Genomic DNA, 12,422 nt, shown 5'->3' on the forward strand with positions numbered 1-12,422 from the left:
CGCGGACTCAGATCCAGTCGCGCGGCTTGAGGTATTCGGACAGCCGGGCCTCGGCGGTGTCCGCTTCCGGGGTGTAGCCGTACTCGAAGCGGACACGCGGCGGCAGGCTCATCAGGATGGACTCGGTGCGCCCGCCGGATTGCAGGCCGAACAAGGTGCCGCGGTCGTAGACCAGGTTGAACTCGACGTAGCGGCCGCGCCGATAGAGTTGGAACTCCCGTTCGCGCTCGCCATAGGGCGTGTCGCGACGGCGTTCGACGATGGGCAGGTAGCCGTCGAGGAAACCCTGGCCGACATCGCGGGTGAAATCCAGGCAGCGTGCAAAGCCGCCTTCGTTGACGTCGTCGTAGAACAGGCCGCCCACGCCACGCGTCTCGCTCCGGTGCTTCAGGTAGAAATACTCGTCGCACCATTGTTTGTAACGCGCGTAGACATCGTCGCCGTAGGGTGCGCACAGGTCCCTTGCCGTGCGATGCCAGTGACGCACGTCTTCGTCGAACGGGTAGAACGGCGTGAGGTCGAAACCGCCGCCGAACCACCAGACCGGCTCCGCGCCTTCCTTCGATGCCTCGAAATAGCGGACGTTGGCATGGGTGGTCGGGATATACGGGTTACGCGGGTGAAGCACCAGCGACACGCCCGTGGCGACGAAACTGCCACCGACCAGGTCGGGCCGATGCGCCGTCGCGCTGGGCGGCAGCTGCGAGCCGGAGACGCGCGAGAAGTTCACTCCCGCCTGCTCGAACACCGCGCCGTCGCGCAGCACGCGGGTGCGGCCACCGCCGCCGGCGGGGCGCGTCCACGCGTCTTCCTCGAACCGCGCGGTGCCGTCGATGGCTTCCACGGCGGCGCAGATGCGGTCCTGCAGCCCGCGCAGGAACAATTCGGCTAGGTCGGCTTGTTCGGACATGGTGCGGGGGGCCTTTTACGAGGGATACCCCGAAGCTTAGCAAGACGCGGCGACGCCCCTGCTGCGGCACGCGGCCGCGCGACGGTGACGCATCAGGAAATGCGCGCGGCCATCCGCCGATTGCCGGTGAGCGACGCCCAGCGCATGCCGATGTCGATCCACATCAGGTAACCCGCTTCCATCAGCATCCGCACGATATAGCGGCCGGACAGCGCCAGACGGGGCTCCGCCGCGATGGGCGCGGCATCGAAGCCGAGCCGTCGCGCCAGGTACAGACAGCGGGCCAGGTGATAGCGGCTGGTGACCAGCCAGACCGCAGGCAACGGCGCCGCCTGAGCGGGGCGCAGGAGTTCGCGCGCGTGCCGCAGGTTTTCGAGGGAATCGATCGACAGCTGCTCCAGCGTCACGGCGACCTCCGCGGGCCACTCGCCGGCCGCGGCCAGCCAGCGTCGGCCGGCCTCGGCTTCGCTGATCGAACCGCCGCTGCTGCCGCCCAGCAGCAGGACCCGGTCGGCCCGGCCGGCCAGCACGTTGTCCCGGCCCCGTGCCAGGCGACCGATGAAATCCGCCTCCGGCCGATCCTGGACCAGCATGCGCCCGAAGATCAGCAGCGCGCGGCGCGTGTTGCCGAGGACGGGACTGCGCCATGCAATGCGCCACACGTTGACCAGATGCGTCACGTAGACCAGGCCGAGGCTGCCGACGAAGACGACGAGGGTCACCCCTGCCGCGACCAGGATGTCGCGATCGCTCAGGTAGCGCCAGACGCCGCGGCGGAGGGGTTTGAGTAAGCCGGCCATAGGCAGCGGAGTCTGGCCACTCGGGCTGCGCGACGCAACGACATGGCGCCCCTGCGACCCTCGTTCACGCGACGCTGCGCGCTAAAAAGGATAGGCTCTTCACATGCCTCATCCCATGCCCCCCCTCGCCATACGCGCGTACACGGCGACCTCCGCGCTGGGTCGCGGTCTCGACGCACACGCCGCCGCCATCGCCTCGTCACAAGGGGGCCTTCGTCCGAACGACTTCAGTTCCGCGCCGCTACCGTGCTGGATCGGGCGCGTCGACGGCCTCGAAGACGAACCCCTCCCACCCGAATGGGCCGGGTGGGACTGCCGCAACAACCGGCTCGCCTGGCTGGCCCTGCAACAGGATGGTTTCGCCGGTGCCGTGCATGCGGCACGCGAGCGTTATGGCGCCTCCCGCGTCGCCGTGCTGCTGGGCACCTCCACCGCCAGCATCGGCCTGACCGAAGAGGGTTACCGCCGCCTGGACGACGGGCGCATGCCCGCGGACCTGCGACGCCCCATGCTGCATACCCCGCATTCGCTGGCCGGCTTCGTCGCCACCACGTTCGCGCTCGAGGGTCCCTGCCTCACCGTCGCCACGGCCTGCTCGTCGAGCGCCAAGGTGTTCGCCAACGCGGAGCGGATGATCCGGCTGGGCCTGATCGATGCCGCCGTCGTCGGCGGTACCGACACGCTATGCGACAGCGTGCTGTTCGGCTTCAACTCGCTGGAACTTGTCTCGGCGTCGCCGTGCCAGCCGTTCGACGCGGAGCGCGCCGGCATCTCGATCGGCGAGGCCGCCGGCTTCGCCCTGCTGGAACGTGCCGTGGAGGGTGAGCACCTGCCGCTGTTGATCGGCTACGGCGAGGCCAGCGATGCCCACCACATGTCCACGCCCCATCCCGAAGGCCTGGGCGCCGAACTGGCCCTCGACGACGCCTTGACCCGCGCCGGCCTCGTGGCGACGAAGGTGGATTACATCAACCTGCACGGCACCGCCAGCCAGAAGAACGACGAAGTCGAGGCCGCGCTGGTAGCGCGCCGCTTCCCCGCCACGACGCGCGCCAGTTCGACCAAGGGCTTTACCGGACACACCCTGGGTGCCGCCGGCATCCTCGAAGCCGCATTGACCCTGCTCGCGATGCGCGACGGCGTCGTGCCGGCCAACCTCGGCGCGAGCGTGCCGGACCCGCTGTGCGGTCCGCAGATGGCCTGGCAGCGGGAGACCTCCGATATCCGCTTCGCCCTGAGCAATTCCTTCGGCTTCGGTGGTAACAACGCATGCCTGGCATTCGCACGCGCCGGAGAACCGGCATGAGCGCGGCGCTGACCGTATGGGTCAAGGGCGTCGGCCTGTGGGCACCCGGCGTGGCGAACTGGACGAGCTTCCTCGCCGTCGTCAACGACGGTGCCGCGCCCGAAACGGCCACGACGCGTCCCACGGCGGACGTCCTGCCGCCCAACGAACGCCGGCGTGCGCCGGAAAGCGTGCTGCTTGCCGCCGCCGCCGCCGGACAGGCCGTGCAGATGAGCGGCTACGATGCCGCCTCGCTGCCCTGCGTGTTCGCTTCCGCGCACGGTGACCAGGCCATCACGGACTACATGTGCACCACCCTGGCCAGCGCACCGACCGAACTGTCGCCGACGAAATTCCACAACTCGGTGCACAACGCCCCGGCCGGTTACTGGACCATCGCCACGCACTGCCATGCCAGCTCCAGCGCGATAACGGGCGGTGAGGCTACGTTCGGTGCCGGCCTGCTCGAAGCCGCCACGCTGGCGGTCGCGGACGACCGGAGCGTGCTGCTCGCCAGCTACGACATCGCCGGCACCGGGCCGCTAGGCGAGATGACCAGCAGCACCGGGCCCTTCGCCTGCGCACTGGTGCTGTCGCCCCATGAAGACCGTTCCGCCATGCGGCTCGACCTGATGCCCACCGTGGGCAACAGCGCCCATGAGCCCTCGGGCGATCCATGGATGGATGCAGTAGCGGCGAGCAATCCTTCCGCCCTGGCGCTGCCGCTGCTGCGCGCCCTGGCCCATGGCCGCCCCACCGCCCTGCGAGTGGCGGCCGCCCAGGGGCTTGACCTGCATATCGATCTGGAGATCTCGGCATGACCGCGGCTGGTGAACGCTTCTGCATCCTCATTCCCTGCCTCAACGAGGAACGCGCCATTGCTCGCGTCGTCGGCGAGGCCCTGGAACTGGGCCTGCCTGTCATCGTCGTCGACGACGGATCGGACGATCGCACCCCGGATATCGTCGGTGCGCTGCCGGTCACCCTGCTCCGCCACGACACACGGCGGGGCAAGGGCGAAGCGTTGCGTACCGGGTTTCGCGAAGCGCTCAGGCAGGGCATCGACAACGTGATCACGATGGACGGTGACGGGCAGCATCGCGCGTCCGACATTCCGGCGATCCTCGAGGCCAACCGGCGTTATCCGGGCAGCATCGTGATCGGCGCGCGGCTGCTCGCGCGCGACCAGCAACCGCCGGGTCGCCGCCGGGCCAATGCCGTGGCCGACTGGGGCATCTCGTGGGCCTGCGGCCGACCGGTGGCCGACACGCAGAGCGGCCAGCGGCTCTACCCACGTGCCGCCATCGAACTGGTTGACCTGCCGGCGGAGCATTTCGTCTTCGAGGCCGCGCTGCTGATCACCGCCTGCCGCGAACGCGGCATTGGCGTCGTCTCCGTGCCGATCGCTTCGCGTTACGAAGGCGAGTTCCGGCTCAGCCATTTCCAGCCCGTACGCGACGTCACCCGTATCACGGTCTACACGATCGGGCGCATCTTCCACTACGGCAATGTCATGGCCTGCTACCGCTCGTCACGCGCCCACCCCGTCGTGGTCGATGCCGGCAGCGCCGCGCACCCTTCGCATTGATCCCCCGCACCACCGCATCGCTCGAGAGGCCACCACGATGGATCGCACGACACATGACGCAATCATCCTCGGTGGAGGCCTTGCCGGCCTGACGCTGGCCCTGCAACTGAAGGGCGAATACCCCGACATGCGCATCGTGGTGCTCGAACGCAACGTGCATCCGTTGCCGGTGGCGGCACACAAGGTGGGCGAGTCCACGGTGGAGATCGCCGCGCACTACTTCGCGGAAACGCTGGGCCTGCGTGAGCACCTGGAATCCGAACACATTCGCAAGTTCGGCTTCCGCTTCTTCTTCTCCGAGGGGCGCGACGACCTCGCCGACGTGGTGGAACTGGGCGTTCGCGCCGTGTTGCCGACGCCGAGCTACCAGATCGACCGCGGCATCCTGGAGAACTTCCTCGCCGAGGAAGCGACCCGTCGCGGCATCGTGTTCCTCGCGGGCGCCGTCGTGCGCGGCTTCGAGATCGGCCCGTCCGACGAGCCGCACACCGTGCGCTTCCGGCACCAGGACGAAGACCATGTGGCGGAGGCCCGCTGGCTGCTCGATGCCTCGGGCCGCGCAGGCATGATCCGCCGCAAGCTGGAACTCACGCGCGACAACGGGCATCACGCCAACGCGGTCTGGTTCCGCATCGACGACCGCCTGGCCATCGACGACTGGTGCGGCGACGCCGAATGGCAGGCGCGTTGCGATCCCGCGGAGCGCTGGCGCTCGACCAACCATTTGTGCGGTCCGGGTTACTGGCTGTGGTTGATCCCGCTGTCGTCCGGCGCGCATTCCGTCGGCATCGTAGCGGATGCCACCATGCATCCGATCGAGGGCATGCGCGATTTCGACCGTGCGCTCGCCTGGATGCACGAGCACCAGCCGCTGGTGGCGCGAGAGGTGGAAAAGCGACGCGACAAGCTGCTCGACTTCGCCTTCTTCCGGAACTTCTCCTATAGCTGCTCGCGCATGTATTCCTCCGATCGCTGGGCGCTCACCGGGGAAGCCGGCGCCTTCCTCGATCCGTTCTATTCGCCCGGCAGCGATTTCATCGCCATCTCCAACACCTACATCACCGCACTGGTTGGACTCGATCGCCGCGGCGAGCCCCTCGCGCCGCACGCGCGACTCTACGAACGTCTGTTCTTCTCGTTCTACGAGAACACGCTGTCGATGTACCGCGGCCAGTACAACCTGTTCGGCGACCCCGAGGTGCTGCCGATCAAGGTGATCTGGGATTACGCCTATTACTGGGGCGTGCTTTGCCAACTGGTGTTCCAGAAGCGCCTTGCCGACAGTGCGCTCATCGCCACGCTGGGGCCGGAACTGGCCGCCGCGTCACAGCTCAACACGGAGATGCAGGCCTTCTTCCAACGCTGGCACGCGGTATCGGAACGACGGAATCCGCGGACCATGCTCGACCAGCGCGAGCTGGCATGGTTTGCACAGATGAACGCCACGCTGCACGACACCCTCGATACGGAAGCGCTGACGGCCCGCCTGCGCGACAACGTGCACATGATGCGGCTGCTCGGGGCGGCCATCGTGGAACGTGCTGCCGCCGATCATCCGTCCGTGCTGGACGATGCCGCGCACCTGCACGACCTCGACGGCCCCCGCACCGAACTGTTCCCCACCCTGGTCGAAGCCGCGTAGGAGCGCACGCTGTGCGCGACATGTGTTGAGGCCGTGCGTGCGGGCTGGTGCGTGAGCATGCAGGTCATCGCGAAAAGATGTCGCGCACATCGTGCGCTCCTACAACGGGGCACGGTTATCGTGGACGTCGTGCGCGTTACACCATCGCGCTGTAGGAGCGCACGCTGTGCGCGATTCGCGACTCACCCGCCCGGGTGAATCACCGCCGCTCGTCCCGACGCGATCTCCACGCCATCGTGCGCGATACGGAACGTGTATTGCGCGCCCGCGCCGTCAGCGATCAGGCAGGTGGCATGCACGTCGAGGGCACCGGCCAGGGTGTCGATGCAGTCGACGGCCAGTCGCACGCCGCGCAGGCTGACCAGCATGCCGGGCTTGGGTTCGGTCTGACCCTGTGCCTTCGCCAGCAGTGCGCCGTGCACGGCCATCGCCTGCGCCCCGTACTCGGCCAGGTGCACCGCGTGCAGGCCGCGCTCACCGCGCAAGGGATGCGTCTCGAGGCCGTGGCGGGTGCTTACCGCATGGATGGACGCAGCATCCCACGCCAACACGCCGTCGAGCAGGCACATGTCGCCTGCGTGCGGGATGAGGTCGATGAAGTCGGCCCTGTCGAGCATGGCGGTCATCGAAGAGGCTCGGTGACGGAGTGGCCAGACGCGGCCGGCGCGTGGGCGACGGGCACGGCTTCATCTGCGACGGGGGTGTGAGCGACAGGCGCGGCATCGTCGGAGGCGTGGGCCACCGACGCACCGGCGGCCGCATCGGCTTCCTGCCAGAAGTCGTAGAAGTTGAACCAGTTGAACGGGTAGGTGCGCGCGTAATGCTCCACACGCCGGACATAGTGCTCGATGATGTCGTCCAGCGCCGCGGCACGTTGCGCACGCGGAACGGCAATGCCGTCGGAGAACGGCTCGAAGATCAGCCGGTAGCGGTTGCCACCCAGGTAGATGCCCATGCACAGCACCACCGGAATCTTCAGTGCCGCGGCCAGCAGCCACGGACCCACCGGGAACGGTGCCGGCGTGCCGAGGAAGGGCACCCTGCGAGTGGCTTCATCGCGGTGCCCGCGGTCGGCCAGCAAGGCCACCATCGCGCCCTGCGCCGCACCTTCGGCCATGGCCAGCGCGACCGAGGCACCCCCGCGCGATGCGTCGATCACGGCGGCGCCGACGTCGGGCGCCAGCGCTTCGAGCACCGTGGTGAGTGCCGGGGTTTTCTGCTTGTCGAGCACGACGCGCAACGGCACGTCGGGACGCCGTGCGCCGAGCGCACGCAGCGCCTCGAAGCTGCCCTGGTGCGAACCGATGAGCAGGACGCCGCGGCCCACGTCGATCCAGCGATCGAGGTGCTGCAGACCCTCGGTCTCCACCTGGAAGTCGCGCTCGCCACGGGCGAGGAAGAACAAGCGGTCCAGCAAGGTGCCCGCGAACAGGTGGATATGGTGGAACACGTCACGGGACCGCACCGGACGCCCCAGGACACGGGTCAGGTAGGCACGCGAGGCGGCGCGTTCGTCGGCTCGCCGGAGGAAAAAATACAGGGCGATCGGATACAGCAGCAGGCGGGCGACACGCCGCCCGAAGCCCAGCGCGACCGTCCGGATCAGCCAGATCGCCACCACGCCGCCGCCTTCACGCTGCTGCCAGTGGCTCATGCAGCGCCTTCCAGCGTGCCGCGCACGAGGATGTCGGTGCCGCGACGCACCGTGAATCGGAAGCGCCCGCTGTCGAGCGCGACAAGCTCCAACTCAGCCGTCTCGTCCGGCCGCAGGGGCGCGAGGAACTTGGCGTCGACCACCTGGCGCACGGGCAATCCCCGCCACGCGAGCAGCGCCGACGCGGCAGCCTCGATCAGCAGGACGCCGGCCACGATGGGCTGCCCCGGGAAGTGACCCGCGAAGCTGGGGTGGCTGGCGTCGAAGCGCAGGGTGCGCACGCAGGACGCGGGATCGGCGGCATCGCTCATTGGCATCTCCGGTGGGCGGCCGGGGCAGGATCGACCCATCCCGTGCGCACTGGAACGACGCTCAGGCCGCGGCGCGGTGCTGTTCGATGTGATCGGACAGCGTACGCAGGCTGGTGAAAATGGTGCGGTTGTCCGGGTTGTCGGACTTCAGCTGGAAGCCGTACTGCTTGGACACGGCCAGCGCGATTTCGAGCGCATCGATGGAGTCCAGGCCCAGGTCGCCACCGAACAGCGGCGCATCCGGATCGATGTCGGCCGGCTGCACCGACTCGAGGTTGAGGCTCGTGACGATCAGTTCGGCGAGTTCGTGCTGTGCTGCGGTTTGCGTTGCCATGTGGTCTTTCCAGATCCTGGATATGCCTGCCTCCCCCCGGATGGCAGCGGTCGCGGAGTTTACCACAGCGCCCTGGGCCCTTCGCCGACGCCAGTTCGAGGCGCCAAGCCTGTCCGTTCACGTTCCGCGCCCGTTGCGGGGCGATATGATGCGCTGAAACGCGTTCTATGGAATATCCGATGCCCCAAGGCACTGAAATGCGCGAGCGCCCGGCGCTCGCGGCCGCACCCTCGCCACGGGTGCACTATCGCCACGGTCCGGTCGCGCCGGGCCCGCATACCCTGGCGCTGTTCGGCTTCGGGCCCGACGCCGGCCACAGCGACGATCCGCGCTGGCTGCGGGTCGCGCTCAGCCCCCTGGGCGATGCGCCGATGGAAGCCTGGGAGGTGGACGTCCCGGTGGAGGCCGGCCGCCAGGGCGACCTGCGCTGGTCGCGTGGCGGCGGCTGGCTGTATGCCGCGGTGCAGTGCCATGAGAACGACCACGGCGGCCCCGAAGGCGCCGCAGCCTATGCCTATGGGCTGCTATCCGACTTTGTCGGGCAGGCGGACGAGTGCCACGTGCAGCGCATCTGGAACTACCTCGGCGCCATCAACCAGGGCGGCGGCGACGACGAGCGCTACAAGCATTTCTGCACCGGCCGCATACGTGGCATGGGCGATGCCTTCTCGCAGGGCTTTCCGGCGGCCTCCGCCATCGGTCATCACGACGATCCCGGCCTGCTCCAGGTGTACCTGCTGGCCACCGACAGGCCCGGCACGCGGGTGGAAAACCCTCGCCAGGTCAGCGCGTGGCAATACCCGCGCCAGTACGGCCGCACGCCGCCCAGCTTCGCCCGGGCCACCCTGCTGCCCGCCGACGACGTGCTGGCGATCTCCGGCACGGCTGCCGTCGTAGGGCACGCCTCGGCCCATGCGGGCGACCTCGATGCCCAGCTGGCGGAGACCTTGCGCAACCTCGACGCCCTGCTGGATTCGGCGGGCATGCCCGCCGGTCTCGGCGCGTCGGCACCGCTGAAGGTCTACGTGCGGCATCCGGCCGACGAAGCAGCGGTGCGCGCCTTCGCCGCGCGACGCCTGCCCGGCGCACCGCTGCTGCTGGTGCACGGCGATATCTGCCGTGCCGAGCTGCTGGTGGAGATCGACGGCTGGCGTTACCGCCACGCTTGATGACGAAGGGGCGGCGTGCGGCGCCGCCCCTTCGCTCAGGACCGCTTGGTGGGCCGTGCCCAGCCTTCGATGGCCGTCTGCCGCGCGCGGGAGATCGTCAGGGTGTTCGCCGGCGCGTCCTTCGTGATCACGGAACCGGCGCCGATCGTCGCTCCCTCGTGCAGCGTCACCGGCGCCACCAGGGCGCTGTTGGAGCCGACGAACACCCCGTCCTCGATGGTGGTGCGGCTCTTGTTCACGCCGTCGTAGTTGCAGGTGATCGTGCCCGCGCCGATATTCACGCCGCTGCCGATGACGGTGTCGCCAAGGTAACTGAGGTGATTGGCCTTGGAGCCCGTGCCGATCTTCGCGTTCTTGGTCTCCACGAAGTTGCCGATATGCACCCCGGCCGCCAGGTCCGTGCCCGGTCTCAGGCGCGCGAATGGACCGATGGTGCACGGACCGTGCGTCACCACGCCGTCGAGGTCGCCGTGCGCCAGCACCACCGTGCCCGCCGCCAGCGTGACGTTGCGCAGCCGCGTGAACGGGCCGATGCGGACGTCGTCGCCGAGCACCACCTCACCTTCGAGGATCACGTTGACGTCGATCTCCACGTCGCGGCCAGCACGTACCGTGCCGCGCACGTCCAACCTCGCGGGATCGGCCAGGCGCACGCCAGCCAGGGCCAGCTCGCGCGCCGCGCGTTCGCGATGCAGGGCTTCCAGGCCGGCCAGCTGCCACGGATCGTTGGCACCGGACGCCTCGACGGGATCGCAGGGCACGCACGCCGCCGGCATGCCGAGACGGGCTGCCATGGCGAAGACATCGGTGAGGTAGTACTCGCCTTGGGCGTTGGCGTTGCCGAGGCCCTGCGTCCAGCCGAGCAACCGCGCGGCATCGCCGGCAACGATCCCCGTGTTGACGCGGTCGATCGCGCGCTGAGCGGTGTCGGCATCCTTTTCCTCGACCACCTGGGTGACCCGGCCGTCGGCGTCGAGCACCACGCGGCCATAACCGTGCGGATCGGCCAGGCGCGTGGCCAGCATGGCCAGGGCGCCGGGCGCGCCGACCAGCGCCGCGAGCGTTTCCGACCGCACCAGGGGCACGTCGCCGTAGAGCACCAGCACACGCCCTGCAAGGATGCCCGCGGCGTCCAGGTGCTCCAGCGCGATTCGCACCGCGTGCCCGGTACCGAGGCGCTCACGCTGCTCGATCCAGCCCAGCGCCGTATCGGCGGCGAACGCGTCGCGCACCTGCTGGCCGTTATGGCCGTAGACGACATGGATGCTCGACGGATCCAGCGCACGGGCGGCAGCGACGACATGCGCCAGCAGGGGGCGACCGGCCAGCGGCATCAGCACCTTGGCGGAAGCGGACTTCATCCGCTTGCCCTCGCCGGCAGCAAGGACAAGGACGTGAAGGGGCGTAGCGGTCATGAGCGATGTTGCCTGCCTGGATACAAGGGCCGCACTGTCGCGCGTTTGGCCGGCCGTGCCAAGTCGGCTAGTTGTCGTCCGGCCGTTTGGACAGGTTCTCGAGGTTGGGCTTGTAGGCCTCGACGAAGGCGTTGCGCAGGATGCCGACGATGGCATCGGACGTGGATACGCTCTTGTCGTCGATGTTGCCGGAGATGGACACGCGCGTCGCGAACTGGTCCTTCGCATGGTTCTTGAAGATCTTGGCCACGCCCTCGGCAGCCGCTTCGTAAGCCAGCTTCAGCGGTCCCTTCTTGTCCTGCTCCACGTCCTGCTTCCAGCTGAAGAGCTTGAGGCCGTGGAACAGCGGCTTGGCATAGCCGGTGAGCTTGCGGTCCTTGGCCTGCAGTTCCATCACGAAGTCGCCTTCGCCACCGGCGAAATCGAGGCCGGAATACGCACGCGCCAGGCTGTTCGCCTTGACCAGCTTGATGTTGCGGATCGAGATCGAATAGTGGAAATCGCCCAGGCGCTCCACGGGATCGATCTCCGCGCTGGTCTCCAGCGGCGCATCGCCCAGCACCTTCGCCGTGGCGTGCATGTGCGCCACGCGGTCGCCACCTTCGCGCTTGACGTTGGTGAGATTGGTCACCTGACCGTTGACGTCGGTCATCTTCAGGTCGACCTTGGGACTGGATACGAAGTTGTTGAACGTGATGGTGCCGTTGGAGACGTTGATCTCGTCGAAGCGGAACGGTGCCAGCGCGTGCAGTTGCTCCCGCCAGTCTACGCCCTGGCCGGTCTGCTTCTCGCCTTCGGACTTACCGTCGACGAAGTTGACCACCGGGTCGAAGAAATCGATCTTGCCGCGGAAGTGTCCCTGCACCAGCGCCTTCCAGGTCAGCGAGATATCCGCCCGGGCTGTCTTGAACAGCGGCACCGGCACCTTGCCGTCCACCTTGGTGATGGACATCTCGTCGATGGAATACGCACCGCGCCACAAGTGGATGTCGATATCCGCGATGCGACCGCTGTACGCGCCCATATGGGCCAGACGGTGATTGAGGTAGTTGAGCACGACATAGGGCAAGGCAATGCGGGCCGCGATCAACACGACGGCGGCCACTCCGATGATCCAGAAGCTGCGGCGGTAGCGGGTGCGCATGGGGCAATCACCTTGAAATGACGTGACAGTGTTGCGCCGCGCGGGTTAGTTCCGGATGAAGACGGTGATTACGCCAAAGAGAGTTCTTCGCGCGTTAGCGGGGCGGAGGCGTCGCGCGGTCACCCTCTGCGCTCGAGCAGCGGCCGCAAGCGGCCGAACTCGCTCAGAGG

The 12,422-nt window shown here is 68.1% G+C and carries 13 protein-coding genes; 5 read left to right on the forward strand and 8 right to left on the reverse strand.

The annotated features are described in order from the left end of the window. Window positions 1-7: 7 nt before the first annotated feature. A complete protein-coding gene (gene hemF / locus QRN34_RS10595) occupies window positions 8-910 on the reverse strand; it encodes an oxygen-dependent coproporphyrinogen oxidase (RefSeq protein WP_285404329.1) in 903 nt (300 codons plus the stop codon). A gap of 92 nt (window positions 911-1,002) precedes the next feature. Beyond that, a complete protein-coding gene (locus QRN34_RS10600) occupies window positions 1,003-1,710 on the reverse strand; it encodes a YdcF family protein (RefSeq protein WP_285404330.1) in 708 nt (235 codons plus the stop codon). 103 nt (window positions 1,711-1,813) lie between these two features. Here QRN34_RS10600 and QRN34_RS10605 point away from each other — a divergent pair, with 103 nt between their 5' ends. The 4 genes from QRN34_RS10605 to QRN34_RS10620 are packed head-to-tail and all read left to right on the forward strand — an operon-like array spanning window position 1,814 to window position 6,225. Then, window positions 1,814-3,016 carry a beta-ketoacyl-[acyl-carrier-protein] synthase family protein gene (locus QRN34_RS10605; protein ID WP_285404332.1) on the forward strand — a complete coding sequence of 401 codons (1,203 nt, stop codon included), beginning with the start codon at window positions 1,814-1,816 and terminating at the stop codon, window positions 3,014-3,016. After that, window positions 3,013-3,816: a beta-ketoacyl synthase chain length factor gene (locus QRN34_RS10610; protein ID WP_285404333.1), complete on the forward strand. Its 804-nt coding sequence runs from the start codon at window positions 3,013-3,015 to the stop codon at window positions 3,814-3,816. Before QRN34_RS10605 ends, QRN34_RS10610 begins: the two co-directional genes overlap by 4 nt. Further along, the gene (locus tag QRN34_RS10615; protein ID WP_036138337.1) at window positions 3,813-4,583 is read left to right on the forward strand and encodes a glycosyltransferase family 2 protein; all 771 of its coding nucleotides are present in this window, start codon (window positions 3,813-3,815) and stop codon (window positions 4,581-4,583) included. Before QRN34_RS10610 ends, QRN34_RS10615 begins: the two co-directional genes overlap by 4 nt. Before the next feature lie 37 nt (window positions 4,584-4,620). Then, entirely contained in the window at window positions 4,621-6,225 is a 1,605-nt protein-coding gene (locus QRN34_RS10620) for a tryptophan 7-halogenase (protein WP_285404334.1), read from the forward strand. 182 nt (window positions 6,226-6,407) lie between these two features. On the opposite strand, the gene QRN34_RS10625 is transcribed toward QRN34_RS10620, so the two are convergent. The 4 genes from QRN34_RS10625 to QRN34_RS10640 all read right to left on the reverse strand — a co-directional run bounded on the left by QRN34_RS10625 (window position 6,408) and on the right by QRN34_RS10640 (window position 8,539). Then, the gene (locus QRN34_RS10625) at window positions 6,408-6,842 is read right to left on the reverse strand and encodes a phosphotransferase (protein ID WP_285404351.1); all 435 of its coding nucleotides are present in this window, start codon (window positions 6,840-6,842) and stop codon (window positions 6,408-6,410) included. Between the two features lie 5 nt (window positions 6,843-6,847). Continuing rightward, window positions 6,848-7,879, reverse strand: coding sequence for an acyltransferase (locus QRN34_RS10630; RefSeq protein WP_285404335.1), 1,032 nt, complete (start codon window positions 7,877-7,879; stop codon window positions 6,848-6,850). Continuing rightward, a complete protein-coding gene (locus QRN34_RS10635; protein ID WP_285404336.1) occupies window positions 7,876-8,190 on the reverse strand; it encodes a hydroxymyristoyl-ACP dehydratase in 315 nt (104 codons plus the stop codon). The genes QRN34_RS10630 and QRN34_RS10635 overlap by 4 nt, the downstream gene beginning before the upstream one ends. Window positions 8,191-8,251: 61 nt before the next feature. Further along, a complete protein-coding gene (locus QRN34_RS10640; RefSeq protein WP_285404353.1) occupies window positions 8,252-8,539 on the reverse strand; it encodes a phosphopantetheine-binding protein in 288 nt (95 codons plus the stop codon). Window positions 8,540-8,703: 164 nt separating this feature from the next. Here QRN34_RS10640 and QRN34_RS10645 point away from each other — a divergent pair, with 164 nt between their 5' ends. After that, window positions 8,704-9,693, forward strand: coding sequence for a pteridine-dependent deoxygenase (locus QRN34_RS10645; RefSeq protein WP_285404337.1), 990 nt, complete (start codon window positions 8,704-8,706; stop codon window positions 9,691-9,693). A 35-nt stretch (window positions 9,694-9,728) separates the two neighbouring features. Here QRN34_RS10645 and glmU read toward each other — a convergent pair whose 3' ends face one another. Beyond that, on the reverse strand, window positions 9,729-11,108 hold the full coding sequence (gene glmU, locus QRN34_RS10650; protein WP_285404338.1) for a bifunctional UDP-N-acetylglucosamine diphosphorylase/glucosamine-1-phosphate N-acetyltransferase GlmU: 1,380 nt from the start codon (window positions 11,106-11,108) through the stop codon (window positions 9,729-9,731). Window positions 11,109-11,175: 67 nt separating this feature from the next. Continuing rightward, the gene (locus tag QRN34_RS10655; protein WP_285404339.1) at window positions 11,176-12,252 is read right to left on the reverse strand and encodes a DUF748 domain-containing protein; all 1,077 of its coding nucleotides are present in this window, start codon (window positions 12,250-12,252) and stop codon (window positions 11,176-11,178) included. Between the last annotated feature and the right edge of the window lie 170 nt (window positions 12,253-12,422).

The sequence above is a fragment of the Luteibacter sp. ME-Dv--P-043b genome (assembly GCF_030209605.1).
Classification (GTDB): Bacteria; Pseudomonadota; Gammaproteobacteria; order Xanthomonadales; family Rhodanobacteraceae; genus Luteibacter.